Genomic DNA, 26,451 nt, shown 5'->3' on the forward strand with positions numbered 1-26,451 from the left:
TTGAATTCCAATAAAATCTTGAATCGGTATACCCATCAAAAAAATCTGTGTCATCCGTGTGATCTGCGGGAACCCAAAAAAATAGCTTTCCTGGATCTTGTAGGATTTCTATGTTTGAAAACGTAACGATGCAAGGCTTTTAATCATTATGCGGCTTTTAAGGCGCAACAAAACCTTCAGCTTTCAGTAAAATCATTGCGCCTTATAATGCATGAAGCAGGTAAAAAAACAGAGTCCTTGCGAAAATTCCAACAAAACCGTATAATTCTAAAAAAAAAAAAATATTTTAAGTTATTGTTTATCAGTATTAAAATTGGTTTTGTTTTTATTTTCTCTGGAAAAGACAATAAAGGTATATAAATGCTTACAGGAAATGGCATTAAAAATACTTAATTTGTTAAATGCCTGTTTATTAGGATTGTATTCAATGTTAACAATAATAAGTTAACATTTTGTTTAGTAAATATTTAAAAAATGTTAAAATCGTGTTAAAGTCACAGTCATAATGTCGTTTTAATTTTGCGCAAACAAAAAGGATATGCGTAAAGAGACACAGAAACTGTTGGTTTTATCGCTGCTGGGATTAGTCAGCGTCAACCTGACAGCTCAGCAGAAAGTAAAAAAAGATACGATTAAAGGCATTGATGAAGTGGTGGTAACTGCTTTAGGAATTAAGAGGCACGATAAGGCCTTAGGATATGTTGCCGAAAAGGTGGGTTCAGCAGTTTTTGAAGAAACGCAGAACAACAACTGGGCACAGTCGATGGAAGGAAAAGTGGCAGGGCTTAAGATCCAGACTGCCGGAGCAGGACCTCTGGGAACTTCCCGAATTACCTTAAGAGGAGAAAAATCCATGATAATGGACCACAACTATGCTCTGATCGTAGTAGATGGTGTTCCGTTGGGAAATTCTACCACAGGATCCGGAACTCCTGCTTATGGGGCCGGTTCGGGGGGAGATGTTCCTATTGATTTAGGAAACGGATTAAACAGCATTAATCCTGACGATATTGAATCGGTAACGGTTCTGAAAGGAGCCTCCGCAGCAGCCTTATACGGTTCACGTGCCGCAAACGGTGCTTTAATGATCACTACGAAATCCGGGAAGACCAAAGACGGAAAGCTGAAAGTAACCTTCAATTCCTCTTCAAGTTTTGATACCGTATTGAAATGGCCGGACTGGCAGTATGAATACGGACAGGGAACCCTTGCTAAAAATTCAGCCGGACAATTTTATTATTCTTATGGACTTTCTCCGGATGGAGCCAGCACAGGCGGAACGAGCAGCGCCTTCGGACCAAAATTTGCCGGTCAGTACTATTTCCAGTATGATCCTACGGTACAGGGCCAGAGCCCGGCGAGACAGGAATGGAGAGCTTACAAAGACAATATTAAAGGCTTCTGGAGACCAGGATCTACCTATTCCAACAGTGTTTCTGTGGAAAGCTCAAATGATAAGACCAGCTTCAGAACCTCACTTACCTATCTGAATAATGAATGGATGATGCCTAATACCGGTTTTGACCGTTTTAATTTCGCCTTATCCTTTGCCCATCAGCTTACCAAAAAATTAAAAATCTCTACCAAGTTCGCATACAACACAACAAAAAGTGATAACCTTCCTGCTACAGGATACAACAACCAGTCGATCTCTTATTTTATGATTTTCCAGAACCCAAACGTGGATCTCGGATGGTATAAACCGATCTGGAAGTACGGACAGGAGCAGGTAGATCAGATCCATCCGTTCAGTTCTTATATTGATAATCCTTACCTTATCGCGTATGAAATGCTGAACGGGGTCAGAAAGAAAAATATCACAGGAAATATTACGGCGGATTATCAGTTCAATAATAATTTCAGTCTGATGCTGAGATCAGGAGTGGAAATCCTGAATGAAAAAAGGACTACCAGAAGACCCTGGAGCTCTGCCAACTATCTGAATGGTTTTTACAGAGAACAGTATATTAAAAATCATGAATATAACAACGACGTTCTATTCTCCTATAAAGCAGATCTTAATAAATTCAGCCTTTCTGCTTCTGCGGGAGGAAGTATCCGCTATAATGAATACGTAATGACGGATTATCAGGCCATCGGTCTGAAAACAGCCGGAGAATATATCCTTACCAATGCCCTTTCAATTCCGGTTAAATATCCTAGCCCGAATGATAAACAGGTAGACAGTGTCTATGGGTTGCTAACGCTGGGGTATGATAATAAGATTTTTGTAGATGTTACAGGAAGAAATGACTGGAGTTCCACGCTTCCGAAGCAGAACAGGTCTTTCTTCTATCCATCGGTAAGCACCAGCTTTATTCTTTCGGATATTTTTAAACTGAAAAGCAATACCCTTAATTTCTGGAAACTGAGAGGTTCATGGGCTAAAGTAGGTATAGACAGTGATACATATCTGTTGGATAATTATTATTCAGCAAGCAATATTACAGGAAGTGTTGTGGCACCTACCACTTACAATAACCCTAACCTTAGACCGGAAAAGAATACCAATATAGAAGCGGGCATGGATTTCAGTCTTTTCAAAAGCAGGCTTAATCTTAATTTTACCGCTTATCAGAATGTGAGTGAGGACCAGATTATTCCTGTATCCCTTCCTTATGAAAGTGGATATTCCAAAAGAGTGATCAATGCTGGGAAAATCCGCAACAGAGGATTTGAACTTTCAGCAGATATTTATCCGGTAAAGACAAAAAACTTCTCATGGAAAGTAGGAGGAAACTGGTCTACCAATGAAAATAGGGTGATGACTCTTCCGGAAGGATTTGACGGAATTATTTCCGGAGTGGGAGACGTTGTATTCTATAAAATGGAAGTAGGAGGTTCGCTGGGAGATATGTACGGTTTTAAACTATTAAGAACTCCGGACGGTCAGGTAATTTACGGAGATAACGGTCTTCCCGGAAGACCTGGAGATATAGAAAAAGTAGGAAATGCATTTCCGAAATGGAGAGCCGGCCTTCAGAATGATTTTAAGATTAAAAATTTCACTATCAGTTTCTCATTTGACGGACAGTACGGAGGAATTGCCTATTCCCAGTCCCATCATAAAATGTCAGAGCAGGGAAAACTTACCTCTACACTGGCAGGAAGAGAAACCGGGATGATCGTAGGAGAAGGGGTAGTGCAGAATGCAGACGGAACCTACAGCCCGAATACAAAAGCAGTAAATATCTCTGCCTATTACGGAGATTATTACAGAAGAGCCAACGTGGAAACCAACAGCTTCAGTACAGATTTTATCAAGCTTAGAGATGCAAGAATAGCATATTCTTTCCCAAGAGAAACCATCAAATCTTTAGGACTGGAAGATCTTACCCTTGCTGTCTTCGGAAAAAACCTGTGGATGTGGACGAAGTTCCCGCTGTTTGATCCTGAAGTAGCCACGCTGAATAATGCTACCATTACCCCGGGAGTGGAAATGGGACAGCTTCCTACAGCAAGAACTATCGGGTTTCAGTTAAATCTTAAATTTTAAATCTAAAACAATGAAAAAAATATTCATACATCTGGCATTAGTGGCTTCAGTCTTAGCCCTTAATTCCTGTGACAGAACTTTTGAAGAAATTAATACTGATACCAGCAGGGTCAAAGATCCGGCTGTTGGAAGCCTTCTGGCACCTATTCAATACGAAATGGGGAGTTACGGTTACAACAGGGCAGATGATTTTACCTTTGATATTATGCAGAACGCTCTGGATTTTCCGAATGAAGGAAATACCTACAGCAGATATTATATGGATGAAAAAAGTGGGAACGGATACTGGAATATGTCTTACAGATGGCTGAAGCAGGTTAATGATCTTAAAAAATATGCCACTAAAGAGCAGAATAATAACTATCTGGCCATCTCTATGGTGCTGAAAGCCTGGATTACTGCCAATCTTACGGATGCTTTTGGGGATATTCCTTTCACAGAAGCAGCAAACCTTGAGGAAGGGATTACAAGACCAAAATTTGACAAGCAGAAAGATATTTATGTTCAGCTGCTGAATGATCTGAAGACCGCCAATACTTTATTTGATCCCACAAAAGCTTTAACCGAAACAGATTTGTTCTACAATGCCAATACCAACAGCCAGACCGGTATTCTGGGATGGAAAAAATTCTGTAACTCACTTTCATTAAGGCTTCTGACAAGAATCCTGAACAGAAACGGAGAAGTGAATGTTTATGAAAGAATTCAGGAAATAGTTAATAACCCTGCCACCTATCCGGTTTTTCAGAATAATAATGATAGTGCAGTTCTTCCTCTTTCCGGAATATCTCCTTATCTGCCGCCTATTGCACGTCCTCAGGATTTTACCGCATACAGGGCTGCCGGAGAGTTTTTCATAAATGCCATGAAGGATAATAATGATCCGAGGTTAAGTATGTTTTTTACGAAAGCTAAAAGTTTGTCCGGAGCCGATTTAGGGTATAAAGGCGCTCCTTCCGGATACGCTTTGGGAAGTTCTTTTGATTATCAGCCTTCCAATCTTAATCAGAATCTGGCAAAAGCTCCTTTAAAAGTTCTGATTATGACCTATTCTGAGGTGCAGTTTATTCTGGCAGAGCTCGCTAACAAAGGAGTCATCACCGGAAATCAGCAGACATTCTATGAAACAGGAGTAAAATCTATTATAGAACAATGGGGAGCAACGGTTCCTGCGGATTACTTCAATAACAGCAATGTGGCTTATAACGGTTCTCTGCAAAGGATTATGATGCAGAAATACATCTCATTATTTTTCGTAGATCACCAGCAATGGTATGAATACAGACGTACTAAACTGCCTGTGCTTCCCAACAACGGAGGGCTGCTGAACGGTGGAATAATGCCGGTAAGATTTATGTATCCTACAACGACCAAAGTAATGAATACTGAAAATTATAATGCAGCAGTACAATCCATGGGCGGAGATAATATCAATGTGAAAATGTGGTGGAATAAATAAAAAGAATCAATAATATGAATATCAGAATAAAATTTTTAATGCCTTCTCTGCTGGTTTCGGCAATGGCATTTTCCCAGACCTCTGTTTCCGGTTATGTATATGAGGATATCAATAAGAACCAGAAGAAAGAAGGTCGCGAAAAAGGAGTAGAAGGAGTTTCGGTATCAAACGGAGTACAGGTGGTTCTTACGGATAAAAACGGAAGATACAGCCTTCCAGTTCAGGATGGGCAGACCATTTTTGTGATTAAGCCATCCGGATATCAGACTGCATTCAACAGTAATAATCTTCCTCAGTTTTATTATCATCATAAACCCAACGGATCACCTGCTGATTTTAAATACAAAGGATCTGCACCTACAGGTGAACTTCCCAAAGAACTGAACTTCCCGCTTTATAAACAGAATGAAAGCAAAAATTTCGATATTCTGGTTTTCGGGGATCCACAGCCTTATACAGAAAAAGAACTGGATTATTTCAAAAGAGGAATCGTAAACGAAGTAAAAAATACGAAGAAAAATGCTGTACTGGGAATTAGTCTTGGAGATCTGGTTGGTGATAATTTAAGCCTTCAGAAACCTTATGCGGATGTGATGAAAGAAATCGGTCTTCCATGGTATAATGTTATGGGAAATCATGATATGAATTATGATGCTAAAGAAGATCATCTTTCAGACGAAACCTTTGAAGCGAATTTCGGGCCGGCCAATTATTCCTTCAACTACGGGAATGTCCATTTCATTATTCTGGATGATATTCTTTATCCGGACCCAAGAGATGGTAAAGGATATTGGGGCGGATTCCGTGAAGACCAGCTGAAATTCATCGAAAACGATCTGAAGCTGGTTGATAAAAATAAGCTGATCGTGGTTTCATTCCATATTCCGCTGGAACATCATAACGAAGATAATTTCAGAAATGCAGACCGCCAGAAACTTTTTGATTTCCTGCAGCCTTTTGAAAATGTATTGCTGTTATCAGCACATACCCACATCCAGCAGCAGATCTTCTACGGTAAAAAAGCAGGCTGGGCTGGGATAAAAGAACTTCATGAATACAACGTAGGAACCACCTGCGGAGACTGGTATTCCGGAACTCCTGATAATTCCGGGCTTCCTACTTCAACGATGAGAGACGGTACTGCTAAAGGATATTCTTTCATCAGCTTTAATGATAATCAGTATAAGGTTAAATATAAAACTGCCGGAAAGCCTGAAGATTATCAGATTCAATTGTATGTACCTAAAGTAATTCCTTATCCTTCAAAAACATCAGCCAAAGTTTTGGCCAACTTCTTTATAGGAAGTAAAAAAGATAAGGTAGAATACAGAATAGACAACGGAAACTGGGAAGCAATGGAATATGATGAAACCGTAGACCCGAATTTTGCCCTTTCTGTTTTCAAGTGGGATAGTACACAAAATCTTTTCCCGGGTAGGAGACCTTCCAATCCGGAGATGTCAAAACATATCTGGACCATTGGTTTTCCTAAAAAATTAACGATGGGGAAACATAAAGTTGAGGTGAGAGCTTCAGATCTGTATGGGAATCAGTTTACTGCTTCCGAAGAATTTGAGGTTCAGAATCCGGTTCTTATACCATAAGCTTTTCATTTATTACTATACTTTCAGATTGCAAAACCGGTTTTTATAAGCCGGTTTTATTTTTTTGAGAATGTGCTTTTACAGGATATTATTGATTTTATTCTCGCAGATGGGGCAGATTACGCAGATTTTTATGATTGCATCTTGTTGGATATTATTTCACATGCTTTTCAGAATTATAGGTGGAGAATTACCTGAGGTTTTAAAATGATAAAGCAGATATACCATACAGGCAACTATTAAAATTCTATTAAATATGTTCTCTTCAGCTTCCGTAAAAATGATCTTTCGTAACTTTGTTTACAGTAAAAATACCATTATGAATATAAGCGGAAAAAATGCCGTAGTAACCGGCGGTGGAAGAGGACTTGGAAAAGCGGTTGCTTTAGCCCTGGCCAATGAAGGAGTAAATATTGCAGTAACCGGCAGAAACGAGGAAAACCTTAAAAATACGGTTGAAGAAATCAGAAATCTTGGCGTAAAAGCAGAATATGCTGTGTTCAGTATTGATAATGAAGCTGAAGTAAAAGCAGGAATCGAATCTCTGGCAGAAAAGTTAGGAGGAATTGATATCCTGATCAACAATGCAGGAATCGGGGATTTCGGGACGATTGAAGAGATGTCTTCTGAAACCTGGGAACAGGTCATTAAAACCAATTTATTCGGAGTATACTATGCTGCAAAAGCTGTCCATCCGTTCCTGAAAGAAAGAGGAGAAGGTGATATTGTAAATGTAGCTTCTACAGCCGGATTGAAAGGAGGTCCGAATATGTCAGCCTATGCCGCTTCAAAAGCAGCCGTGGTTTCCTTGTCACAATCGATGATGGCAGAATGGAGAAAACAGAATATCCGTGTAATTACATTAACACCAAGTACCATTGCTTCTGATATGAGTATCCAGGGCGGACTTACAGACGGAAATCCTGATAAAGTACTTCAGCCGGAAGACTTCGCAGAATGGGTAAGAGATATTCTGAAAATGAACAGAAGAGCATTAATTGCAAACGGATCTATCTTCTCTACCAATCCATAGTTTTAATGATTTAACGTATAAAAGCGGGCTTTAGCCCGCTTTATTTGTTTCCTGCTGATCATAATTCACCTGATATTACATCAATATTCAACATTTAATATTCCATAAAATATAAAATCCTCCGGCTTTAGCCAAAACTTATCCATTCCATTTTTTTAACCGTAATAACATTAGTATTTTTGCAGCAAATTATTCACATGCAAAATTATTTAGAATTCAATTTCAAGATCGTTCCACTGCAACCGTGGAATGAGATATTAATGGCAGAGCTTATAGAAATAGGTTTTGACAGTTTTACCGAAGAGATTGACGGAATTTTAGGATATATTCAGACGGAACTGTTCAATGAAGAAGAGTTGAAAGCCCTTCCGATCTTTGAAAACGAAAATGTGCAGATCAGCTATTCTTTTGAAGAAATGCCGAACATTAACTGGAATGAAGAATGGGAAAAGAACTTCTCACCGATCAATATTGATGATAAGGTCCTGATCAGAGCCGAGTTTCATGAATCGGTTCCTGGAATGCATGAAATTATTATCCAGCCTAAAATGTCCTTCGGAACAGGGCATCACCCTACAACCCACCTGATGATCCAGCAGATGATGGGTATTGATTTCAACGGGAAAAAAGTTCTGGATATGGGGTGCGGAACTTCGGTACTTGCTATTTACGCTAAACAGCAGGGAGCCGGAGAAACCAAAGCCATTGATATTGACGAATGGTCGGTAGAGAATTCAAAAGAAAATGCGGTAAGAAATGGGGTTGAACTGGATATTGAACAGGGAACTGCTGAAAATCTAGGAAAAGAAAATTATGATATTATTTTAGCTAATATCAACAGAAATATTCTGATCTCTGATATTCCTACTTATGTTTCTGTCCTGAATAAAGGAGGAAAGCTTCTTCTTTCCGGGTTATGTTTCTTTGATGTAGCTGATATTCTTGAAGTATGTAAAGAAAATGGCCTGGAACTTAAAAAACAGCTTCAGCGTGAAGAGTGGGTAAGCTTGCTTTTAGAAAAATAATAATAACAGAAATGAATATGAGATTTTTAATGACGGGGGTATTGATGCTGATTTTTCATTGCTTTTCAGCACAAGTAAGTGAAGAAATATATCCTGATACTATTTTTGATTTTACAGAAAATAAAACCCAGAAAATTTTTACTGACTGGACGAGGGTACGAAAAGATCCTGATGTAAAATCCCAGATATTGGATTCGCTGCCAACCAACCAGCAGGTAATGATCCTGAAAAAGGAAGATGCTGTTCTGAAGCTCGGAGAAAGAGCCGCTAACTGGTATAAAGTATCCTATCAAAAGGGAGATTTTGTGTCTGAAGGATATGTCTGGGGAGCTAATCTTTGTGTGGGATACCGTAACAAAAACGGGTATGATTTCCTTTTCGGACTGTCAAAAACCATCGATAGAAAAAATGAGTATAATCTGGTTGAAAAACAAAATATCGCCGGAATCAAGGTGATAGAAGGTAATACTCTGATTCAGGAAGTATATTTTGATGCCGGAAGGGGAGAAGAGCTGAGGTCTGCCACATTCAATATAGAAAGCGATCATAAACTGCAGAATGTGGAATTTACTTTAAAGGCTTCCACTTCAGGAGATGCATGTAGTATTGCCAGCTATGACCAATATATACTTTTCAAAGATAAAAAGCTGATCACCCTTCCTCGTCTGGCGAGTGTAAGTGATGCCGGAGTGTTTTATCATTCAGAAGAATTTATATTTCCGAATGATAAAGGGGGTATTCCTAATGCCTTCATCCTGAAAACAAGAGATATGGAACTGGACGACAAAGACCGGGAAAGGAAAACACAGTCTTCTAAAACCTATCTTTGGAATGGAAGTTCCTATAAGCTGAAATAATTCAGAATAAGAAAAAGTTAAACCGTTGTATTGGATGCAGCGGTTTTTGTTTTTATGGCGGTCAGAATGGTATGGGTTTCAACATCGTTTTCTCTTCTTTTATATTCCACTCTGGATATTCTGATCTGTTCAAAATTATTTTTTAAAAGGTGCTCTTTCAATTCGTCCAGTCTGTGAAAATAAAAATAAGCCCGGTCTCCGCTGCTGCTTACCTGAAATCCCGACTTATCCGGATCGCCTTCAACGAAACTTATATATAACAGTCCGTTTTTGATTTAATAAATGATAACAATCCGAAATGAATTTTTCACTTTCTGTTTGTGATAAATAGGGTAAACAAAAACCGCAGATAATGCCGTCATATTTTGTTTGGATCTGATCAATCTGCCGGCTGTCCATTACGGCAAAACTTGCTGTAGGATTATTCTTTTTGGCGAGTTCTATCATATTGGGGGCAATGTCAATTCCGAATATTGTAAAATCCGGTCGTGCAGTTAAAAGATATTGGGTAATATTTCCGGGCCCGCAGCCAATTTCCAGAAGTTTTGCATTCTTCTGAGCGATTGAGCGGCAGATAAAATCATAGGTGTTATTATACAGATCCAGATCCATAAATTTTTCCTGATATAATAAAGCAACTTTATTCCAGGTTTTAAATGTTTCTGTATATCTGTCCATTGTTTTGACGGTTTTCAAAATGAAACTGATTAAAAAGCGAGCTTATTTCGATTTAAGGATTAGCTTTTACTGCATTGTACATCATTGAGTCTTTCTGTTGACTGGTATAATTGTATTTGTAATTATAAAATGAAGATTCCCAGTCTCCGTAACCAATGTTCGGAATAATGATGAATTTTTTTCCAAACTCTTTCGCTGAACTTTTGACAGCCGCAGACCGTTCTGTTTCTGATTTTTTATCAAATATACCTGCGAAATCCGAAAGATTATCTCCTAACAGTAAAACGATATTATAGTTTTTAGCAATATCCTTTCTGCGGGTTTCTTTGCTGCTTTCCGCTGATCTGAGGATAAGGTTGGTATCACTTTGAAGAGGGAAATTATATTTTTTTAAATTTTTCAGCGTTCCTGCACGTTCCTTCTCCATACGGTTGGTTACATAAAAAACCTGAACACCTTTATTGGCTGCGTACTGGTAAAATTCCTGTGAGCCGGTAAGTGGTTTTGCAATGCCTTTAGCGGTCCATTCCTCCCATGTAGCCTGATCATAGTCTTTTCCCATTTTTGCACGCTCCACAGCGTAATAGGAATTATCCAGAAAGGTTTCATCAATATCTGAAACGATAGCTAAAGGTTTATCTGATTTCTGTGCTAAAGCCTCATCCAAACGGAGCTTTGCAATATTGTAGGCCTGAAGGCACAGGGCCTCATATTCTGCTGCTCTTTGCTGGTAAAATGCAGCATATATTTTTCCTTCACGTCCAAGATTTTGATAAGGTGTGTCCTGAACGGAAGCTTTTGAATCCGGTGCTGCTGTTTTGCATGATAAGACCAAAGCAAAGAAACAGCTTGTGATAATGAAGTTAAAATTTTTCATTGAATTTAAAATAGAGAATACAAAATTATAACAATTTGGCTTTTATTACAACTCTGTGGTGAACCGCTGTAAAAGGGCATCTGTCTTTAAGTAATGCGCTGGTCTATTTTAGCAGGTGGTTTCTTAGTCTTTCCTGTAAATCTTCACAGGAATTTCCTATGTAATATTCATCTGATGATTCAGAATAAAGAGTATAGCAGAAATACATGAAATTAATCTAAACAAAAAACCTCACAATAAGAATTGTGAGGTTTTTGTGAGCGCGAAAGGATTCGAACCTTTGACCGTCTGCTTAGAAGGCAGATGCTCTATCCAGCTGAGCTACGCACCCTTGTTTTTGAAAATAAGTCGGGGCGGCAGGATTCGAACCTGCGACCTCCTGGTCCCAAACCAGGCGCGATGACCGGACTACGCTACGCCCCGATTGGCAGTCATCTTAAACAAATTTTACTTCGTTTTTGCGAGTGCAAAGATAGAAACTTTTTTTGAATAATAAAAACAATTTGTAAAAAAAGATTTTTAGCCGCCAAAACTGGGAAATACTATTTCACTGTTTTTCTGTACGTTGAAAATTACAGGGAAATAAATATTTTTCTTTTTTGAAATTTATTACACTGACTTACAGTTTAGTAAGGCTTAACTATTGTTATTTCTAATTTTTAACGGAAATAAGGTTGAATTACTGCTAAAAAAAGCCCCTAGAAAAAATCTAAGGGCTTTGATCACAATATTGGAAAATAATTTATTTTTTGATGAATTTTATATTTTCCTGTTGTTTTTCATTTTTAAAGGTAATGAAGTAAACTCCTTTTGTCAGCTCAGATACATGAATTTTCTGATCTTCAATAACTCCGGTTTTGATAATCTGACCTACTGTGTTATGAATTTCATATTTCGTTTTATCTGAAACATTAGTTACATTCAGAATGTCACCTACAGGGTTCGGATAGATCCCTACAGTATTTTTTGCTTTTGTAACTTCATTGGTAGCTAACGCTCCAGTTACTTTAAATTGCTTACTCTGGCTGCTTACGAATTGATTATTTCCAGAAGAAATAATGTTTCCGGTTGAGTTTTTAATTCTATAAAATCCTCCATATGTAGTGATTCCGTCATTTTCACTGTCATTGATCGTGAAAGTATAGCAATCATTAGGAAGATTCCAGTTTACCGAGATAAGATCCGGAAGAGGGTCATTTTCTGGATCAACAACATCCGGGTACGGGCCTCCACTATATAAAGTAGTTCCAGTGCTGTTTTGTAATGTCCATGTAGTTTCTGAACCAAAATAGTCTAATTGTAATTCTAAAGTGAAATTTGGACTTGATACTGGTGCAGAATTACCTAAGGCAACGGATGCAAAATTATTCGTTGACCTTTGATCGGTAGTACCATTCACAGATGAAATTTTTGCAGAAATACTTCCTGCTCCGGCTCCTGTAGGAATATCAATAATTGCATATTTATCCTGGGCCAAATTTCCGCTCCAGTTTGTACTTTGCTGTGCTCCTCCATTTACCGAATAAATTATAACGGCAGAAGTAAGCGGGCTTGTCCCTCTGTTATATAATGAGAATTTTGCAGTAATAGCTGTTGGAGAATCACTACATGCAGTTTCGCTGCAGTTTCTTTCTCCTTTTAATTCGGCATCATTGGCAAACAATGGAATAGGAAGATCGGCTGTTGAAGCTTTTAGCTCTACTCTTCTTGGTGAATTGTTCATTACAGCAATCATTCTGTCTTTCTGGTTGGTTGTGAAAATGTTCATACATGAATCGTTTGTATAATCCATATAATTCTCAAACATTTCATCACTTGTACCGCAGTTATTTGATTTTGGATGGGGAGGGCATCCACCATTGGAACCTTCATGAGTAGGAGTGTCAGAACAGTAATCTGTTCCACAAGTGTCATCTCCCCATATATGTCTTAACCCTAGAAAGTGGCCAACCTCATGGGTCATGGTTCTTCCCCTGTTATAAGGAGCATTAAGAAGGAATGTTCCGTCATTGTAAGCAATACTTCCGAAAGTCGAATAATTGGCTACAACTCCGTCAGTGTCAGCATATCCTCCGCTAGGTGCCATTCCTGGTAAATTGGAATTGGAAGGAAACTGAGCATAACCAAGAAGTTGGTTGTTTGAAAACCTTACACTCCACATATTCATATATTTTGTAGGATCCCATATGGTAAGAGGCTTTACATAGCTGTTAATAAGGTTAGTAGGCCAGGATGTCTGGCAAAGATTAACACGATCAATCCCGTTAGTAGGGTTTCCGTTTGGATCAACTTTTGCCAGGGCAAATTGTATCATCGTATCTGCGCCAACAGGATTGGTGTTGAATCCCGGGGTTCCGCTCAACTTTCTGTAATCATTGTTCATTACAGTAATCTGGGACTGAACCTGAGCGTCTGTAATATTAGGAGCAGTACCTAATGCCTGGCCGCTGTGAATAACATGCACTACAACCGGAATCGTAATGATACCTCCGTTTTGAGATTTGTTGACCTGCGCATTGGCAATTAAAGGACCAATCCAGTCTTCAAATTCTTTTTCTGTCATTCTGCCTGGATTCTGTTTTTGTAGCATTGTTTCGTATTCAGAAGATGCACATCTTATAAATCCTTCGGTTTTTCTTAGCTCCTCCAATGTATAGGCCTTTCCAAAAACGATTTGATCGTCCTGGAGTTTCTTTTTTTGACCAAAAAACCAGCAGGTAAACATTAAAAAGAGTGGAAATGATAGTTTAAAAATAGTTTTACTATTCATTTAGATTTTTTTTAATTAATTTTGCAAATATATATTTTTTTTACAATCATTTCTTAATTCTAACTGAAAAATATAAAAGATGAAATTTGGCTTTCTTATTATATTAACTCCACTTTTATTATTTAACGTAAGCTGTAATTCCCAACAGAAGAGCTCTGATATACAATTGAATACGGTGCAAAAGAATTTTGACATCAAGAAAATAGAAGTTACAGAGCGGACAAGAGGAACCAACAGGATTACTACGTTTATCCCGGGTTCTAAGATAACATCCGTGAATGGCTCTGAATCAGTTGCTGTATTATCAGCTGCAGACTGGAATGCTATGGTAAAACAGGCCGAAATGATAGATCTGTCTAAGATCTCAACATTAAAATCACCTACACAGGGAAGGGCTACGGACAGGGCTTTGGCTTCTGCTGTGATTATTACAACAAGCAAAGAAATCTTTACCTCATCAAGCTTCGATGCAGGAATGCCCCCGAAAGAGCTGGAAGGCTTATACAAGATTCTCGTTGATAAAAGTTCATCAAAATCTAAACCTCCCAAACGTGACTTTCGATGATTTTGTGGAATATAATTTAGAATATAGGAGATTATAAAACAAAATTCCCCGAAATTGAATATTTCGGGGAATTTTATTTTTTATCCGCCTTTCTTTCTGACGAATAAATAAAAACTTATGACAGCAAATACAAAAATTGCGGCAATATTGCAGTAATCCAGTCTTTCAAAAGAAATATTTTCAGACATAAAATTCCCATAAGATTTATAGCCTCCGGTGTACACCAGAAAATCGGAAAACTTTTTTTCATTAGCCAGTCCTGAAAAAATCAGCATAAACATACTGATCCCGATAGGATAGATGAAGTTTTTGAAAACCAGACTGAGGGCCAGCTGGATCATTGCTATGGCAGAAAGGGTAATCGCAAATTTTAAGAAAGTATAAAAGATAACTTCCCTGAAATCATAGTTCTGGAAACCCATCTCAGGAAAAACTATGCTGAAAAGATAGCCGCTCAGCAGAAGGGCAAAGTAAGAAAGCAGAACAGATAACAGAACAGTAATCTGAATAAATAATGCTTTTGAAATGAAAATCTTTGATTTTGAAACAGGAATCGTGAAAAGAATCTTATAATTATTGTTCTTGTATTCCACATCACAGCAGGCATGTACAAAAAGAGAGACCAGAATAGGATAGAGCATATAGAAAAACATGAGTACCATTCTTCCCAGTGACATTTTCCATGGGTTTTCCGTGCCGCCTCCTGTTCCGATTCCGGAGCTGATGACATCATAGGCTATGTAAAGATCAATAGCGAAAATGATGAGTGCCGGAACCAGAAGGACCCCGAATATTTCCCTGTTTTTAGACAGTTTATACTGTTCAGAGGAAAAAGCTTTATAGAATGTATTAGTCATGGTTTTTAGAGATTAGGTTAATGAAGATCTGTTCAAGGTTCGCGCTTTGAGAATCGATTTCATAAATCTCGATTCCGCTTTCGATCAACGTTTTTAAAAGAGTATGAAACGCTTTGTCATCGTTGATTTTGACCGAAATTTTATCCGGACTGTTTTGAGAGGCAGAAAAAGATGTTCCCTGAAGTACAGACATGGCATTTTCCGGGTTGTTTATTTTTAAAAGGACTTCTCTTTCAACCTGGCTCAGTAATTCATCTTTTGTCCCCTGAAAAATCATCTGCCCACCTTCAATGATACCGATATGCGTAGCTGTCTTTTCCAGTTCGCTCAGAATATGGCTTGAAAGGAAAATCGTTTTTCCCTGACCGTTCAGATATTGAAAAAGCTTTCTCATTTCAAAAATACCCTGTGGATCCAATCCGTTCAGAGGTTCATCCAGGATCAGCAGCTTAGGATCGTGAAATATGGCCATGGCAATTCCGAGACGTTGTTTCATTCCCATAGAAAGAGCGCTGGCCTTCTTCTTTTTTTCACGGTGGAGATCCACCAGTTCCAGCACCTCATCAATCCTTTTCGTTCCTTTGCCATAAATGATATCAAGGTACTTCAGATTTTCAAAAACACTAAGTTTGGTATAAAAACAGGGAGATTCAATAAGGTTGCCGGTTTCGGACAGAATTTCGGTACGGTTATGTTTCAGGCTTTTATTCCGGATGAAAATCTTATCATCAGTTTCTTCCAGAAGCCCTAGAAGTAATTTTATTGTAGTGGATTTTCCCGCTCCGTTCCTTCCCAGATATCCGTAAATACTACCTTCCGGAACACTGAGGCTGATATTGTTTAAAATAGTTTTGTCGCCTAATGTATAGTTTAAGCCTTTAGTTGTAATGCTTTCCATTATTTTTTGAGTGGGGTTACAGTTTTATTAATATCGATATAAAAAATCCCGTCGCAAAAACGGCTCCATACCTTTTTTTCATCGATTCCCTGATTGATGGTAGATACAAATTCCTGTTTTAAGAATGAGCTGCCGGGGATATTTCTCAGATTGATAAAGAAATAAGGAGTTTTTGTTTCATGAAATGTATTTTCAATAGCAAATTTTCCGGGTTTGTTGATAATATTTCCTGCTTTGTTTGGTTTGCCATAGGATGAAAAATCAATCATATAGGAGGCTTTTCCATATTTATTTTTGATATGGGCTCCCAAAGGAAGATAATCTTTAGTGTACCGTGATGCAAAAGTGTGGATGTTGGCACACCATACAATGATTTTCTGATCTTTATACAAGGAATCCATCTGATAAAAAAGATTTCTGGCCATCAGAGAGTCCCTGAAATTCATGCTTGACATAGATCCGGATTTGTATTTCCAGATTTTAGTTAAATTATTTTTCATATCATTGAAATACCTAGCATACATTGTGTTTTCAGGGGTTTTGTCCAGTTTCAAAACAGCCTCTTCAAGTTTTTCGATTTCATTGACCAGATGTGTTTTATCACTGCCTTTCAGAATTTTGTCAGTATACCCATCATAAATAAAATAGGCAAATTCACCGGCGTGTTTATTAAAGAGAGGAAATTTTTTGATGTCAATATGATTTCTGCTTAGGAAGTTATTGATAAGTTTTACACGTCTGCTCATTAAGGCACCTCCCGAAAGCTGGATGTCAAACCCTCCCACTTCAATAGGAGAAGCAGATGTTTTCGTTTTCTGATAATATTGTATAAGAGGCTGGGTTTCTTTATTCATCCACCAGAATCCAAAGAGGCCAAGACCACCGATAGAATCGGAAGGAACTTTCAGCTGGTGATTCTTCATTTCCTCATTCATGAGCCACGTATCATACTGCCCGGCTTCATATAAAACTACATTATATCCTAAATTCTCATGGAGATATTTGATCAATCGGCTTTTTGCCTCGAAAGTAGCCCCGTCGTAATGGGTATTTTCACCAAGCAGAACGATTTTGTTATCTTTAAGGATCGTGTCAAATATTTTCAGATCGCTGTCATCGCTATTCTCCATAGAAATATTTTTGATGGGGAGTTGATAACGTTTAACCCCAGATAGGAGTTCTGCTTTTTCTTTTTCAGGGATCTTTTTATAGACCAATTGGTTGAGGACTAATACAGATGCTACGAGAATGATAAAAGTATATAGTATTTTCTTCATCAATTAAAAATTATAGGTTGCTATATATGTATAGGTTTTGATCTGTTAGTTACTTTTTTATAATAAATTATGTTTTTTAATGATAAATTATGAGGCTATAGGTCGAAAATAATGCCATCTGGTAAAATAAAGACGAATTGTCATGTGTGAGTGAAGTAAGAAAAGTTGTTTTTAGGGATCCGGAATGATAATAGAAAATAGTGAAAAAATAAAGATATGTTGTAAAATGAATGAATTTTATGGGTAACCTATTTGTTTTTTAATTTATTTTCAAAGAAATAGTGTTTTTCCCCTTTTTTTTAGATCAGAAGATGACTAATTTTGTTAAAGAAAAATTATAAACCACAAGAAATGAAGACTACTTTTTTATCTAAAAATTTAAGCATGCTTTTCATGCTGCTTATACTAGGTTTTTGTATGTTAAGCTGCACGCCGCCAGTAGATGACAGCTATAAAAATAAACTGATCAGCTACGATGAAAGACAGGTGCTGTTTGATGAGTATACCAGAACCAACCATATGATTCTTACCAAATACAGAAACGGAGAACCGGATTCCCGATGGTATTGGTTTTCTCTGGAAGAAATGGAAGGCTACATCCAGTACGTAAAAGAAGAAGCGAAAAAACAGAACAAGGAAAATGTAGGAATCAGGATTTATATGGGGAAATACCCAATAAACCATCCTAAAAGTAAAATGGCAAAACCTGAATATGCCGGATATCAGACTATATTTCTGGTACCCACTTCCAGAATGCCTAAAAATGATACTGGGAAAGTAATGTCAAGAACTACGTCAGATGAAAATACAGATATCCCGGATATAGAAGCCATGAATATGACCAATCTGGCTCCTCCTCCTAAGACATATTCCTCAGGAATGCAATAGCGAAAAACCATGAGCTGGAATATAGAAATAGGGAAACAGGTAACTGCGGCGGTATCGGTATCGGTAATGCTGCTGATGGCAGTAAAATACAGGAAAATAGAAAAAGTGAATTTGTTTTTCGTTGCAGGGTATGTACTGTCTTCCAGTATCGATATATTCTGCTATTTTTATTTCAGGCGGACAGAAAAACCTACTGATATATTTTATACAGTCGGATTTTTAATTATTGTTTTTTTCCTGTACCTATGCTATTATTACCAGCTGCTTTATTTGCCTTTGCTTAAGAAGATACAGGGAGGGATTCTTGCTCTTTTTGTGCTAAATATTCTGATCATGTTTTTTACAGAAGATAATCTGTTGGGACATTTTTCTTTTAATATGTTCTATATCAATATTCTTTTACTGATGTTTTCTATTATTTTATTTCTGTATCAAACCTTCAATTCTGATAAAATACTGGAGATCAAAAACTATCTGCCTTTCTGGATCTCGGTAGCTCTGTTGATCTTTTTTATAGGATGTATTCCGATTTCCTTTTTCAGAACTACGGTTTCAGAGAATATTTACTTTTTTATCTTATTTATGTTGAATATGATCAGTAACGGAATATTTATACTGGGACTGCTCTGGAATCGACAGGACAGATCCAGATCAACCTGAATTTGAATTATGGAAGAGAATAATTTAGTGATTTCCTTTACCATTACCCTTCTCATTGTTGTATTAACGATGATATTCATTTATGTGGTTTTTATTAAAAAGAAAACAACCCTTTTGATAAAGCAGAAAGAGAAAGATATGCGGTTTGAAAAAGAGCTAGCCACATCGCAAGTAGAAATAAAGGAGCAGACACTTAATTATATCGGCCAGGAACTGCATGACGATGTGGGGCAGAAACTTTCAGTAGTCCGGCTGCGACAGAACCAGCTTATCACCAAGTTGAAAAACGGAGAAAAAGAAGAATTAATCGAGCTGAGTGAACTGCTGGGAGAATGTATCCAGGACATCAGAAATTTATCTAAAACACTGATCACGGAACAGATCATTCATTTCGGACTTACAGAATCCATAGAAAGAGAAGTGGAACGGATAAAAAAACTGAAATTACTGAAAATTGAGTTCATTACCCAAAAACAGGATATCGATATTTCGCCCAAACATGCTCTGATCCTTTTCCGGATTATTCAGGAAAGCATCAATAACATTCTTAAGCATTCACGGGCCAAGAATCTTAAAATAGAACTGGAAGATAATGATGAAACGCTGCGTATTAATATTTCAGATAACGGGAAAGGATTTAATACCCGGAATATACAGGATGGCTCCGGACTGAAAAATATGGAGCTGAGAGCAAAACTTATTCATGCGGAATTTTCCATATGCTCAGAGCTGGATAAAGGAACACAAACCTCAATAACTTATTATAAATCTATACCATGAATACCATTCCGATAGCCATTGTTGATGACCATACCTTAATGTCTAAGGCATTAGAGAATATGATCGTGGAAAATCCGCAGTACAGCGTAATTATGAATCACCCTAACGGGGAAGACTTTATCGCCGCGCTGGAGCAGGCTTCCGAATTACCCGCCGTTGTACTGATGGACATTAATATGCCCTATAAAAACGGAATAGAAACAACAGAGTGGCTTAGTGAGCATCAGCCTGATATTAAGGTCATTGCCCTTACCATGGAAGATGATGAAAAAGTGCTGATCAAAATGCTGAAAGCGGGAGCAAAAGGGTATTTGCTGAAAGATATGCAGCCTTCCATTCTTTTTCAGGCTATTGATACGGTATTTGACAAAGGATGCTTTTATACCGATTTTGTAGCCCAGAAACTGCTAAAAGTAAAAGCGGAAGATTCTAAAACGGTATCACTTCTTTCAGAGCTTAAAGACAGAGAAAGGGAATTTATCAAATGGGCCTGCAGTGAGCTAACCTATAAAGAAATTGCAGACAAAATGTTTCTCAGTCCCAAGACGATTGATGGCTATAGAGATTCCGTTTTTCTGAAACTGGAAATAAAAAGCAGGGTAGGTCTTGTACTCTTTGCTTTAAAAAATGGATTGGAGTGATCATACTGATCATCCGATAATCTATTATTCACTATTATTTCAATTCTGCTTGATGAAGGCAGGATACTCTTCTCGTCCGACAGGATCATTTTGATTCTGCCGGATTTTTTTTGCCTGCCAATCTTTAAAAAGTAGGAGCAGGTGAAAAAGCTATGGACTGAAAACTTCAATTAATCAGTCCGGAAAAGTGTTTTTCCTGCTATAAGATGGTGCTTTTTCCTCTGTTTCCGGTGTGATAAATAATGGAATTTTGACCTGTCAAATTATAATTGGCGGCGGTACCTGAAAAGCCAGAACAGAGTAAGGGAAATTTTAAAAACTAAAACAATGAAAAAAGCATTAATTGTAGGAATCAATGATTATGCACCTATAGGATCAGGCGGTCCTGATCTGAATGGCTGTATTAATGATGCAAGAGATATGGCTAATACACTGGTGATTTGTGGTTTTAATCCTTCAAAGATTAAAATTCTCACCAATCAGAATGCTACAAGAGCCAATATCTTAAACTACCTAAAAGCCTTGATCAATAGCAGCTCAAAAGGAGATTCTCTGGTTTTCTATTATTCAGGGCATGGAACAAGAGTGGCCAATATTGGAGCAGATCTGGAAATAGATGGTCTGGATGAAGCCATCTGTCCGCATGATTATGCCACAGCCGGAGTTATCCGTGATGATGATTTTAAAGCGGTACTCGATAAGCTGAAGGCAGGAGTGAATATGGAAGTGATTTTTGACTGCTGCTACTCAGGAACCGGAACAAGAAAAATGGATCTGGGAATTGAATCGGAGCTTACTTTTGAAACGGCACGCTACATTCCGCCAATGCTGGAAGATGAATTTTACATGACGTATGCCAGTGAAATAAAGGCCTCCGGAAATTCTAAAAAAGCCAATATAATAACAAAGGCTTTAGTACCTGTTGCCGGACTGAATCATACCTTATGGGCGGCCTGTAAAGATAATCAGGTATCTATGGAAGGAAACATGAGCGGACAGATCAGAGGATATTTTACCTATCATTTCTGTAAAGTACTCAGAGCGACCAACGGAAATGTCATCAGAAAAACCCTTGATAGGCAGGTTGCTGTAGCTTTAGCGGCTATGGGGGCAGCCCAGATTAACCAGACGGAAAGCATTTCCACCGAATTTTCTCAAAAAATATTTTCATAAACAACCATAGGCGTAACCTGAAAAGCCATCAATAGAGTAGGGATCAACGGATTAAAAAACAATAATCATGTCTAATTCAGAAAACAAAAAACCAATGACCGCAGAAGAAGTTTCAAGACTTAAATCTGTAAAAGCAAAATCAGCTGAAAAATCAGCCAACACTGAGAAATTTTTAAATCAGAAACCGGAAATGGAAACCATTGACGGTCGTACATATCCGAAAGGAATGAAAACAGTCGGAATGACAATGGATGAGAAAAAATCTGGTGAGCAGCAACTTGAAACTGACCATTTTTATCCTGTTCATGCAGATTTTGAATACCAACCGAAGCTGGAGCCTAAAAAGAACCGCAAACCCAAATTTATTGAAAGAGAAACTTTCGAGGCTGTTGAAGGAGCTAGAACAATATTTGGCCCGGATCAGAGAAGAGTCTTCAACTCTACAGCCTATCCTTGGCGTTGCGTAGGAAGAGTAGAAAGTCCTTTAGGTACAGGAAGCGGAGTGATGATTGGGCCGAGACACCTGCTTACCTGCTCACACATTGTAGACTGGCAGCCTAATAACAATACAGGGTGGCTGAAATTTACCCCGATGTATTACAACGGAAGTGCTCCTTATGGAAGCGCATGGGGCGTACTCACTTATTATAAATACAAAGTAGCCGGACCAACTGTTGATTCCACCGAGATCCAATATGACTATGTGGTCATCGTATTAGATCGTCCGATAGGAAACAGCACAGGATGGATGGGCTCAAAATCCTATACCGATTCCTGGGATGGCGGAGCTTACTGGACCCATGCAGGGTATCCCGGTGACCTGACAGGAACTCAAAGACCAACGTATCAGACGGGAATTGCACTGGATGGCGACTTCTGGAGCGCTGACGATAATGAAAGCATGAGCCACAAGGCAGATATATGGCCTGGACAAAGCGGCGGGCCATTCTGGGGATATTGGGATGGAGCTCCTTATGCTGTTGCCACGCAAAGTGCTCATAACCCAAGTGATAATTTTGCGAGCGGAGGCTCAGATCTGGTAGATCTTGTCAAAAGAGCCAGAAACGAACACCCTTAATTAAAAATAAAAAGACTGTCTGATGAAGGCAGTCTTTTGCTTTTACAGAGAGTACAATATTGCTCTGTTCAATTTTTATAACAGTTTCAGGCTATCAGCAAATTCTTGGAAAATTTTATTTTTGAAATGTAATAAAGTGCTTTTTCAGGTGTCTTAAGAATAGATTGAAAAAAACATACAATCAATTATTTCATATGAAGAAAATAAGCCTGATTATCATCCTGTTTTTATCACTGAATATTTTTGCCCAAAATGTAAATGATAAAATAAAATTATTTGAAACCAACCTGAATTATTGGGATAAGTCTAAAGCTAAAAAATGGTCTTTAAAAGAAAGGCTGGCTTTCTATAACATCAATGCCGTAAGTATTGCAGTCATTAAAAATTATAAAGTAGAATGGGCGAAAGCCTATGGTTATGCAGATATTTCTGAAAAAAGGGAGGCAACTGTCCAAACGCTTTTTCAGGCAGCATCCATAAGTAAATCAATTAACAGTCTTGGGATCTTAAAACTTGTTCAGGAAGGTAAATTAGATTTGAATAATGATATCAATAATTATTTAACCACCTGGAAGTTTCCGTATGATAGTCTGTCAAAAGGGAACAAAATTTCAATTGCTAATCTGTTGAATCATACGGCTGGTTTATCGGTAAGTGGTTTTGGCGGCTATCAAAAAGGAAAAGAACTGCCAACCGTCACAGAAATTCTGGATGGATTAGCCCCTTCTAATTCAGGCGCGGTACGGTCTCTGTTTGAACCGGGGCTTAAATTTAAGTACTCGGGCGGGGGAACAACGATTTCACAGTTAATCCTGGAAAACGTAACCGGAGAAAAATATGAAGATTATATGATGAAAAATATTTTACAGCCGTTGGGGATGAACGAAAGCTCATTTAATCAGCCTCCATTGCAAAACCAGATTAATCTGCTTGCAACAGGATATGAAGGAAATGGTAAAGAAGTAAAAGGAAAATACCACATTTATCCTGAAAAAGCAGCAGCAGGCTTATGGACGAATCCTTCTGATTTAGCCCGATACGTTATTGAAACACAATTGTCATTATTAGGAAAATCAAATAAAATATTACCCAAAGAGAAGTCTGTAAAAAGGATAGAAAATAACTGGGGTGTATTTTCAGATGATTTTGAGGGAGTAAAATACTTTAAGCATAGCGGAGGAAACGAAGGCTTTGTCTGTCATTATGTAGGAAGCCTCGAAGATGGAAATGGTATTGTTGTGATGACCAATGGCCGGAATTTCGGATTGATCAATGAGATTATCAGCAGTATTGCTACATTGAACCAATGGAAAAACTATCCTGTTGTCTCTCAGAAAGAACCTATTGCTTTAACTATAAGAAAAGACTGCTATAAGAATATTGATAAAGGCATTACATTGTATAAAAATCTTAAAAAAAACCACAGTACCGGTTATAATTTCTCTAGTGAAAATGAACTGAATGAACTGGGTTATGAATTCCTGAGAGAAGGAAAAGTAGAATCAGCACTTAAGCTTTTTGATCTGAATGTTCATGAATTCCCGGGCTCTTCAAACGTATATGACAGCCGCGGTGAAGCTTATTTCAGAAAAAAAGAATACCTGTTATCAAAAAAAGATTATTTAAAAGTTCTTGAATTGGACCCGGCTAACCAAAATGCGAAAGAAATGCTTTTAAAAATTGAAAAAGAGACAGGGAAATAACCATGAAAATAATAATCAAAGCTCTATAACCTGAAATAATAAAGACTGTCTGACGAAGGCAGTCTTTTTTATAGAAATCAATATTATTGATAATAAAAAGCTTCCGGGAAGCCACTTGCTGTCATTTATGGGTATAAAAAAAGAGACAACTATCAAATAGTTGTCTTTTTAAGTGATCTCTACAAATATTCGAACTATAAGATCTGAACTAATTAGTAAATTTATTTGAACTAAAAAGGATAGTCCGATTTTTGCAGAATACATAATTTTGTATACTGTAAATTTGAATATATGGCTACTTTTATAGAATTCATTATCTTAGAATTCATGCTTATTAGGTAACTTACCATTTAGCCGTAAAATAATCAAAGTGGATATTTAAAAAGTAAGTAAATGAAAAAAATGATAAAGTTCCCGACTTCTCTGATAGGTCTTGATACACCTCAGAATACCTTAGAACTGGATGGGTGTACTTTAATTGAGCAATGTATACATAGTACAGAAGTTAGAGGTACGATGTATCTCGAACAGCATTTACTTCTTATTGTTCTTGAGGGAACGGTTGTTCTTACCTATGGAAAGCAAGAATATACAGTGGGCAAAAATGATATGATTTTGCTAAAGAAAGCTACTGCAGTAAAGTATCATAAGTTTGGAAATACTGAAAATGACAATATTTATGACAGTTTGATGTTCAGCATTAAAGATGATCTCCTAAAGTCATTTTTGTCAACATCAGAAATCAAGGTGTCAAAACCTGAAGGAGAGATCAAAACAAGACCATATCCAATGAATGAATGTTTGGTTGCATTTGCCAATTCCATGAAGCCCTATTTTTTTGATCATTCTGTGGTTCATCCAGGACAGCTTCGCTTAAAGATTATGGAATTATTATACGATGTTGCGGAATGTAACCGAAATATGTTTTTACAAATCTTACAATTACACGAGCCTATACGAACTGATATCCGTAACGTGGTGGAACAGCATTATGCTTCACCGGTTTCTGTTGCTGAACTGGCTTATCTTTCAGGCAGAAGCTTGTCAAGTTTTAAGAGAGATTTTCAGAATATCTACAATGTTGCGCCAGCAACCTGGATCAGAGAAAAGAGATTAGAGAAGGCAAAAGAAATGCTGGAAACAACATCTTTGTCGGTCTCAGATATTTGTTATTCCTTAGGATTTGAAAATGTCTCTCATTTTTCAAGAATATATAAAGAATTTCATGGACAGGCACCGAGCATATCCCGTTAACATATCATTTTAAAATTAAATGTATGAAAGTATTGGTTATTGGAGCAAATGGTAGAGTCGGATCTCTTTTAGTTACTAAACTAACTGCTAAGTATCAGGTTTTAGCGGGCTCAAGAAATCCAAATTCACCAAATAATACAGATAATATTGAGCAGGTTTACATGGATTTGCTCAGCGATGTTGATACGCTTGCAGAAAGTATGAATGGTGTTGATGTTATTTATTTTGTTTCTGGATCGCGTGGTAAAAATCTTTTACAGATAGATTTACATGGAGCGATTAAAACCATGCAAGCTGCTGAAAAAGCCGGAGTTCATCGTTATATCATGTTGAGTTCAGTTTTCGCATTACAACCGGAGCATTGGAAGGAATCTTTTCTCAGTGATCTTACAGATTATAATATTGCTAAACATTACGCTGATCTCTACCTCACCACCCAAACTGGTCTTGATTATACTATTTTACAACCCGGAGGACTTAAAGAAGGGCAAGGAACAGGAAAAATAGAGACCAATGTTACCAGCCCTGGAAGTAATTCTATTGCTAATGTTGTTGATACCCTTGTCGCAGTATTGGAAAATAATTCAACAATTGGTAAGGTTATTTTGATGCATGATGGAAATACACCGATTGATGAAGCACTTAATCAACTTGGATAAAAAGGCTGTATTCAATGAACTGAATATATTGGCATCCTATCTTACTTAATCTTCACTTTCCTATTAATTTTTTGAATCTTACTAATGGAGAAACGTCAACATTATATTTCTCAATTTTTCACTGCTAAATAGGACTAATTAGTCAAAATATTTGAACTAATTAGAAAAGCCATTACATTTTCGTCATCGTACCTTTGTTATAGAAAAAAAGCTTAATTA

Annotated in this window: 24 protein-coding genes and 2 tRNA genes; 16 read left to right on the forward strand and 10 right to left on the reverse strand. The window is 37.6% G+C overall.

Annotation, left to right across the window (positions count from 1 at the left end):
- The first annotated feature begins 538 nt into the window (after nt 1–538).
- From FW768_RS20765 to FW768_RS20790, 6 genes are all read left to right on the forward strand, one after another.
- Nucleotides 539–3,496, forward strand: a complete 2,958-nt coding sequence (locus FW768_RS20765) for a SusC/RagA family TonB-linked outer membrane protein (protein WP_153398700.1) — start codon at nt 539–541, stop codon at nt 3,494–3,496.
- Nucleotides 3,497–3,506: 10 nt separating this feature from the next.
- Complete coding sequence (locus tag FW768_RS20770) at nt 3,507–4,955, forward strand: SusD/RagB family nutrient-binding outer membrane lipoprotein (RefSeq protein ID WP_153398702.1); 1,449 nt, start codon at nt 3,507–3,509, stop codon at nt 4,953–4,955.
- Between the two features lie 38 nt (nt 4,956–4,993).
- Nucleotides 4,994–6,559 carry a calcineurin-like phosphoesterase C-terminal domain-containing protein gene (locus FW768_RS20775; protein WP_153400013.1) on the forward strand — a complete coding sequence of 522 codons (1,566 nt, stop codon included), beginning with the start codon at nt 4,994–4,996 and terminating at the stop codon, nt 6,557–6,559.
- Nucleotides 6,560–6,878: 319 nt separating this feature from the next.
- Nucleotides 6,879–7,592 carry a 3-ketoacyl-ACP reductase gene (locus FW768_RS20780; RefSeq protein ID WP_153398704.1) on the forward strand — a complete coding sequence of 238 codons (714 nt, stop codon included), beginning with the start codon at nt 6,879–6,881 and terminating at the stop codon, nt 7,590–7,592.
- Nucleotides 7,593–7,789: 197 nt separating this feature from the next.
- On the forward strand, nt 7,790–8,617 hold the full coding sequence (prmA, locus tag FW768_RS20785; RefSeq protein ID WP_153398706.1) for a 50S ribosomal protein L11 methyltransferase: 828 nt from the start codon (nt 7,790–7,792) through the stop codon (nt 8,615–8,617).
- An 11-nt stretch (nt 8,618–8,628) separates the two neighbouring features.
- Nucleotides 8,629–9,474 (forward strand): SH3 domain-containing protein, encoded by an 846-nt coding sequence (locus FW768_RS20790; RefSeq protein WP_231128747.1) that lies wholly within the window; start codon nt 8,629–8,631, stop codon nt 9,472–9,474.
- Between the two features lie 17 nt (nt 9,475–9,491).
- On the opposite strand, the gene FW768_RS23770 is transcribed toward FW768_RS20790, so the two are convergent.
- From FW768_RS23770 to FW768_RS20820, 7 genes are all read right to left on the reverse strand, one after another.
- Nucleotides 9,492–9,635 carry a hypothetical protein gene (locus FW768_RS23770; protein ID WP_231128749.1) on the reverse strand — a complete coding sequence of 48 codons (144 nt, stop codon included), beginning with the start codon at nt 9,633–9,635 and terminating at the stop codon, nt 9,492–9,494.
- 79 nt (nt 9,636–9,714) lie between these two features.
- Nucleotides 9,715–10,152: a class I SAM-dependent methyltransferase gene (locus tag FW768_RS20795; protein ID WP_231128751.1), complete on the reverse strand. Its 438-nt coding sequence runs from the start codon at nt 10,150–10,152 to the stop codon at nt 9,715–9,717.
- A gap of 52 nt (nt 10,153–10,204) precedes the next feature.
- A complete protein-coding gene (locus FW768_RS20800) occupies nt 10,205–11,029 on the reverse strand; it encodes a 5'-nucleotidase, lipoprotein e(P4) family (protein ID WP_153398708.1) in 825 nt (274 codons plus the stop codon).
- 103 nt (nt 11,030–11,132) lie between these two features.
- Nucleotides 11,133–11,237, reverse strand: coding sequence for a GIY-YIG nuclease family protein (locus tag FW768_RS20805; RefSeq protein WP_153398710.1), 105 nt, complete (start codon nt 11,235–11,237; stop codon nt 11,133–11,135).
- Between the two features lie 49 nt (nt 11,238–11,286).
- Nucleotides 11,287–11,360 (reverse strand) — tRNA-Arg (locus FW768_RS20810).
- Between the two features lie 17 nt (nt 11,361–11,377).
- A tRNA-Pro gene (locus tag FW768_RS20815) sits at nt 11,378–11,452 on the reverse strand.
- Nucleotides 11,453–11,771: 319 nt separating this feature from the next.
- Entirely contained in the window at nt 11,772–13,592 is a 1,821-nt protein-coding gene (locus FW768_RS20820) for a M43 family zinc metalloprotease (RefSeq protein WP_185152022.1), read from the reverse strand.
- 286 nt (nt 13,593–13,878) lie between these two features.
- Between FW768_RS20820 and FW768_RS20825 the strand changes: the two genes are divergently transcribed.
- Nucleotides 13,879–14,364 (forward strand): hypothetical protein, encoded by a 486-nt coding sequence (locus FW768_RS20825; RefSeq protein ID WP_153398714.1) that lies wholly within the window; start codon nt 13,879–13,881, stop codon nt 14,362–14,364.
- Nucleotides 14,365–14,444: 80 nt separating this feature from the next.
- Here FW768_RS20825 and FW768_RS20830 read toward each other — a convergent pair whose 3' ends face one another.
- Genes FW768_RS20830 through FW768_RS20840 form a run of 3 tightly spaced genes read right to left on the reverse strand, consistent with a single transcriptional unit; the run spans nt 14,445 to nt 17,396 of the window.
- Complete coding sequence (locus tag FW768_RS20830; RefSeq protein WP_153398716.1) at nt 14,445–15,221, reverse strand: ABC transporter permease; 777 nt, start codon at nt 15,219–15,221, stop codon at nt 14,445–14,447.
- The gene (locus FW768_RS20835) at nt 15,214–16,119 is read right to left on the reverse strand and encodes an ABC transporter ATP-binding protein (protein WP_153398718.1); all 906 of its coding nucleotides are present in this window, start codon (nt 16,117–16,119) and stop codon (nt 15,214–15,216) included. Before FW768_RS20835 ends, FW768_RS20830 begins: the two co-directional genes overlap by 8 nt.
- Nucleotides 16,119–17,396: an erythromycin esterase family protein gene (locus FW768_RS20840; protein ID WP_153398720.1), complete on the reverse strand. Its 1,278-nt coding sequence runs from the start codon at nt 17,394–17,396 to the stop codon at nt 16,119–16,121. The genes FW768_RS20835 and FW768_RS20840 overlap by 1 nt, the downstream gene beginning before the upstream one ends.
- Before the next feature lie 351 nt (nt 17,397–17,747).
- On the opposite strand from FW768_RS20840, the gene FW768_RS20845 reads away from it, so the two are divergent.
- From FW768_RS20845 to FW768_RS20885, 9 genes are all read left to right on the forward strand, one after another.
- Nucleotides 17,748–18,284 (forward strand): hypothetical protein, encoded by a 537-nt coding sequence (locus FW768_RS20845; RefSeq protein WP_153398722.1) that lies wholly within the window; start codon nt 17,748–17,750, stop codon nt 18,282–18,284.
- 9 nt (nt 18,285–18,293) lie between these two features.
- Complete coding sequence (locus FW768_RS20850; RefSeq protein WP_153398724.1) at nt 18,294–18,944, forward strand: hypothetical protein; 651 nt, start codon at nt 18,294–18,296, stop codon at nt 18,942–18,944.
- Nucleotides 18,945–18,953: 9 nt separating this feature from the next.
- Nucleotides 18,954–19,724: a sensor histidine kinase gene (locus FW768_RS20855; protein ID WP_153398726.1), complete on the forward strand. Its 771-nt coding sequence runs from the start codon at nt 18,954–18,956 to the stop codon at nt 19,722–19,724.
- Nucleotides 19,721–20,365: a response regulator transcription factor gene (locus FW768_RS20860; protein WP_153398728.1), complete on the forward strand. Its 645-nt coding sequence runs from the start codon at nt 19,721–19,723 to the stop codon at nt 20,363–20,365. Before FW768_RS20855 ends, FW768_RS20860 begins: the two co-directional genes overlap by 4 nt.
- A 327-nt stretch (nt 20,366–20,692) precedes the next feature.
- Nucleotides 20,693–21,538 carry a caspase family protein gene (locus FW768_RS20865; RefSeq protein WP_153398729.1) on the forward strand — a complete coding sequence of 282 codons (846 nt, stop codon included), beginning with the start codon at nt 20,693–20,695 and terminating at the stop codon, nt 21,536–21,538.
- Nucleotides 21,539–21,605: 67 nt separating this feature from the next.
- Nucleotides 21,606–22,616, forward strand: coding sequence for a trypsin-like serine peptidase (locus FW768_RS20870; RefSeq protein WP_153398731.1), 1,011 nt, complete (start codon nt 21,606–21,608; stop codon nt 22,614–22,616).
- Between the two features lie 194 nt (nt 22,617–22,810).
- Nucleotides 22,811–24,319: a serine hydrolase gene (locus FW768_RS20875; RefSeq protein WP_153398733.1), complete on the forward strand. Its 1,509-nt coding sequence runs from the start codon at nt 22,811–22,813 to the stop codon at nt 24,317–24,319.
- 393 nt (nt 24,320–24,712) lie between these two features.
- A complete protein-coding gene (locus FW768_RS20880) occupies nt 24,713–25,573 on the forward strand; it encodes an AraC family transcriptional regulator (RefSeq protein ID WP_153398735.1) in 861 nt (286 codons plus the stop codon).
- 23 nt (nt 25,574–25,596) lie between these two features.
- On the forward strand, nt 25,597–26,232 hold the full coding sequence (locus FW768_RS20885) for an SDR family oxidoreductase (protein ID WP_153398737.1): 636 nt from the start codon (nt 25,597–25,599) through the stop codon (nt 26,230–26,232).
- Nucleotides 26,233–26,451 lie beyond the last annotated feature (219 nt).

It is taken from the genome of Chryseobacterium vaccae, from assembly GCF_009602705.1.
In the GTDB taxonomy this organism is placed as follows: Bacteria; Bacteroidota; Bacteroidia; order Flavobacteriales; family Weeksellaceae; genus Chryseobacterium; species Chryseobacterium vaccae.